This is a genomic window from Desulfolutivibrio sp., assembly GCF_036584575.1.
Lineage (GTDB): Bacteria > Desulfobacterota > Desulfovibrionia > Desulfovibrionales > Desulfovibrionaceae > Desulfolutivibrio.
Map to the genome: position 1 here is coordinate 1 of NZ_JAZHDB010000111.1, position 3,994 is coordinate 3,994.

Sequence of the window (3,994 nt, forward strand, 5' to 3'; positions counted from 1 at the left end):
TGAAAAAGGTTTCCCCCCTTGACCCCCCTTCGAAAACTTCGTCGCGCTTCGCGTCCGCGGGCGGTGTCTCGGATTGCCATGGCTTGAAGCGTCAGGGGCTTTGCGCCTGGCACTTCGGCCACAGGCAGGGCGCGCTTCGCGTCCGCGGGAGGGCGACAGCATGTTCCCGTACCACCATGATCTTCGTGGGCCTTTCCGGTGCAGCGACGCTGCACCGGAAAGGCCCACGATATCAGGGGGGCCGGGGGAAATGATTTCCCCCGGGCGGGGTACGGGGCGGCAGCCCCGATTCTCCGCGCCGCCCCCAAGGCCTTGCCTTGGGGGGGCGGGTCGTGGGAAAGAGAGGGGCATGAAACGGACCAAGATCGACACGGCCTTGCGCGGCGACGCCGGGCGGCCCGACATTCTCGTCAAGGGCTGGGTGCGCACGCGCCGCGACGCCAAGGATGTTTCCTTTCTCGAGGTAAACGACGGCTCCTGCCGGGCCAACATCCAGGTGGTGGCCGATGCTGGCACGGACGGGTTTTCCTTATTAAAGGATATGGGCGTGGGCTCGGCCGTGGCCGTGCGTGGGGAACTGGTCGCCTCGCCGGGCAAGGGCCAGCGCTGGGAGATACGGGCTGCCGGGGTGGAGTTGATCGGCGCGGCGGACCAGGAGTCCTATCCGCTCCAGAAGAAGCGCCATTCGGATGAATTTTTGCGCACCATCGCCCATCTGCGACCGCGCACCAACAAATACGGGGCGCTGTTTCGGATTCGGTCGGAGATGTCCTTCGCCATCCATGAGTTTTTCCATGCCCGGGGTTTCGCCTACGTGCATTCGCCCATTTTGACGGATTCGGATTGCGAGGGGGCGGGGGAGATGTTCCGGGTGACGTCGTTTTCGCCGCAGGACGAGGTGGGACTTTCAGCGGCCGAGCGGACGGCCCGGGATTTTTTCGGCAAGGACGCCTACCTGACCGTGTCCGGCCAATTGGCCGCCGAGGTCTTCGCCTGTTCCCTGGGGGACGTGTACACGTTCGGGCCGACATTTCGGGCCGAGCATTCCGACACCTCGCGCCATGCGGCCGAGTTCTGGATGCTCGAACCGGAGATGGCCTTTGCCGATCTGGCCGACGACATGGACCTGGGCGAGGCGTTGCTCAAGTCGTTGACGGATGCGGTGCTGACCCGCTGCGCTTCGGACGTGGAGCTTTTCGCGTCGTTCGTGGACAAGGAACTGCCCGGGCGGCTTGTCAACATCCGGGATCGGCCTTTCGTGCGCCTGCCTTACGCCGAGGCCGTCGAGATTCTGGCCGGGTGCGGGCAGAGCTTCCAGTTCCCCGTGGGGTTCGGGCTGGATTTGCAAAGCGAACACGAGCGCTACCTGACGGAGGTCCACTGCGGCTGTCCGGTCATCGTTTTTGATTATCCAAAGGAAATCAAGGCGTTTTACATGCGCCAAAACGACGACGGCCGAACCGTGGCGGCCATGGACGTGTTGGTTCCGGGGATCGGGGAGATCATCGGCGGCAGCGCCCGCGAGGAACGCCTGGACGTGCTTGAGGCCCGGGTGGCCGAACTGGGGCTGACCATGGACGACTATTGGTGGTATCTGGACCTGCGGCGTTTCGGCAGCGTGCCCCATGCCGGTTTCGGGCTTGGGTTTGAGCGGTTGCTGATGCTTTTGACCGGGATAACGAACATCCGCGACGTGATCCCCTTTCCCCGCACCTACCGCCACCTGGAGTTCTGATCGGGACGGCCGCGTGATCAGGACTCATCGAGCAGGAGCATGAGCCAGGGCATGGATGTGGCGGCAGCGTCCGTCGTCAAGGTCCGGGCCATGAGCCCAAGCAGGCTGTCGGCGTCCGTCACGTCGCGCACGTCTCCGGAAAGCTCCCAGAACATGACCCCGCCAAGGCCCAGGGTTTTGGCCCGGGCCAGTTTTTCGGTCAGGGAGGCCGTGTTTTCGAAGGTCACGAACAGCCCGCCGGAAGCAAGTCCCGAAGACAGGTTCGCGCCGTAGATGAAGGGCGCCCGCGCGGCCGTGTCGAAGTTGACGGCATGGCTCCCGTCCCGGGCGATGTCCATCGCCTTCCAGTAGTCCAAAACCCCATTCTCCCAGTTTCCGGCCACCCCCAGGTTCGGACCGGCCTGTCCGGACTGGAACAGGCCGTTGTCCGTGGCCGGGACGGCCTCCCAGGACCGGCCGTAAAAAGGGATGCCGAGGTGGATCTTTTGCGCCGGAACCCCGCCCGCCAGGTAGGCCTGCACGGCCCAGTCGGCGTTCCATGTGGCCCGGTCGGCGGAGGGATCGGCCGGATTCTCGTAAAGCGGGGCCAGGTGGCCGGTCGTGGCGTCCCAGCCGCCATGGTAGTCGTAGGTCATGATGTTGAACCAGTCGAGGGACGGGGCCAGACGCGCCAAGTCCCACACGGCCATGTTGGACGGCCCGGCCGGTGCGGCCACGGTGAGAAGATACGTCTTGCCGTCGGCCAGTCCCTTGGCGTCAAGGGCCTGACGGGTGGCCTCGATGAGCGCCGAGAAGTTGTCCCGGTCGGCCAGGGACGGATATTCCCAGTCGATGTCGATGCCGTCGAAGCCTTGTCCGGAGACCCAGTCGGCGGCCGATGCGGCGAAGGCCTGACGCTTGGCCGCGTCGGCGGCCACGGCCGGAAAGGGGCCGGACAAGGTCCAGCCGCCCACGGAAAGGAGCACTTTCATGTGGGGATACAGGGCCTTGAGATCGCGCAGACGTCCGAAATTCCCGGCCAGATTGGCTGCGGACTGATCCCAGGTTTGGGCCGGAAGCCCGTTTTTGGCCGCGAAGACCTTCTGGAGGTCGGCCCAGGCATCATAGGAAGAGAGCTGGCCGGTTTCGGCATTGACGGCCATGAAGGCATAATTGATGTGGGTCAGGATTTGGGCCGGAATGTCGGCGGGCTCGTAATCGCGGGCGTAGATGCCCCATTGGACGAAATAGCCCACGATGCGGGAGTTGAAGCTCCCGGCGTGGACGGGCGCGGACAGGCAGCAGAGAAAGGCCAGGGCCAGGAAAAACCGGGCCCCGAGGGGCCGACGTCCCGCCCGATTGGTCGATGAATCCGCCATGCATGTTCTCCCGGACACGACGTTGTTTACGGGGAGGTGTCTTCCGGGGAAAATGACTAGCAAAAGGGAAGCCAGACCAAACAGGCGTAAAGAGTTCGGTAATTCAGGATGTTGATGCCATAGAGAGATGGGAGATTCCAGGATTTATGGAATGCCGGGGCTGAGGTCCCACGCATAGGCGTTCCCGTTCCAGGGTTTGTGGACCACCCTGCTGGTTCGGCGCGGCCGGGCGGTAAGCGCGGGCGTTTGTTTCACAAAAGGGCGTCACCGGCCCTGCGGTTGGGGATCACCCCGCGGGGTCGGCCTGGCGGCACGGCAAAAGGCGGGCTGCCTGATGCTGACCGTGGTCGGGCCGGTTCTGTCCGGGCGCAATGGACGGGGTCACAGGAAGAGTGCGGCTGTTTTGTGATCGGCATTGGGATGGAGGGGGTGCTTGAGCGGGCCGGAAAGGAGGCGTTCCCGGCACGTTTTTCATGGCCCGGAAGGGAGAGCCGAGGTTGCGGGGCGTTTGGGGGCGGCCCACGGACTCTTCCGGGCCGCTTTTCAGGGCCATGGGGCAGGGGAGCGAGGTACCCCGCGTTTCAGGTGAAAATCAATGAAATTAAGAAGTTATGAAGGACAGGGGAGAGGCCCTGTGAAGGTTTTTGAGATTTATGAAACTTTCGTGTTGACACCGGCGGGCCATCTCCATATACCTCCGCTTCTGGCTGACGGGGAAACGCGGTTTCGGGAAAAACACTTTTTTCGGAACAAAACATTTTCCGGTTGACAGAGACGCCCAGGGCGGCTAAGAAGTACGTCCGCCTGATGGCGGAAGGGCCGAGACGAAAACGAGCATGAAAAGCTCCAGACGGCCGTGATCTTTGACAATTAAATAGCGAGTCGGGTAATTCGAGACGCA

General features: G+C 63.3%; 3 protein-coding genes. 1 reads left to right on the forward strand and 2 read right to left on the reverse strand.

What is annotated here, in order from left to right; genetic code table 11:
• Window positions 1–349: 349 nt before the first annotated feature.
• Window positions 350–1,735, forward strand: a complete 1,386-nt coding sequence (gene asnS / locus V3572_RS08670) for an asparagine--tRNA ligase (RefSeq protein WP_332110591.1) — start codon at window positions 350–352, stop codon at window positions 1,733–1,735.
• 17 nt (window positions 1,736–1,752) lie between these two features.
• Here the strand turns inward: asnS and V3572_RS08675 are convergent, their stop codons facing one another.
• Both V3572_RS08675 and V3572_RS08680 read right to left on the reverse strand, forming a co-directional pair.
• A complete protein-coding gene (locus tag V3572_RS08675; RefSeq protein ID WP_332110592.1) occupies window positions 1,753–3,093 on the reverse strand; it encodes a glycoside hydrolase family 18 protein in 1,341 nt (446 codons plus the stop codon).
• Window positions 3,094–3,674: 581 nt separating this feature from the next.
• Window positions 3,675–3,994: hypothetical protein (locus tag V3572_RS08680; RefSeq protein WP_332110593.1), on the reverse strand; the 320-nt coding region annotated here is incomplete at its 5' end.

Coding starts and splice junctions, on each gene's coding strand:
- V3572_RS08675 (WP_332110592.1), bottom strand. CDS start 3,093: ATGGCGGATTCATCGACCAATCGGGCGGGACGTCGGCCCCTCGGGGCC.
- asnS (WP_332110591.1), top strand. CDS start 350: ATGAAACGGACCAAGATCGACACGGCCTTGCGCGGCGACGCCGGGCGG.